General features: G+C 58.1%; 1 protein-coding gene. It reads right to left on the reverse strand.

The features are described from left to right. On the reverse strand, positions 1–332 hold a 332-nt coding region (locus NBZ85_RS32015), incomplete at its 3' end, for an ElyC/SanA/YdcF family protein (protein WP_261563534.1). Between the last annotated feature and the right edge of the window lie 59 nt (positions 333–391).

A 391-nucleotide genomic window follows, 5' to 3' on the forward strand; every position in this document is an offset into this window, starting at 1 on the left:
GCCCTGACGCGTTCGGCGAACTCCGGATCCAGGTGCCAGTCACTCTTGTCCACCGCGAAATAGTTGACCCACTGCGCGGTAACGATTGGCCCTGGCCAATGACGGGCCAGTGTCATCAGATATCGACGCGCGGAACAGATTTTTCCGATGGCAATGACGCTCCGTCTCTCTTCGAGAGGCAGCATGCGCTCGGCAAGCTCGCGCGAGCGCCATACGTTCTCACCAGTGTTCATGGCGAACGGCTCGATGATGAGCACATGCTCTGGAATTCCCAACTCCATGAGGCGGGTAGCCATGGTTTCGGCTTCTGAATCGTGAAGACCTGCGGTCATGCCACCGGAAACGACTGCCTTCCGGAACATTCTCTTGTGCCACAGGGTGACTACTGCCT

It is taken from the genome of Frankia tisae (assembly GCF_025403405.1).
Lineage (GTDB): Bacteria > Actinomycetota > Actinomycetes > Frankiales > Frankiaceae > Frankia > Frankia tisai.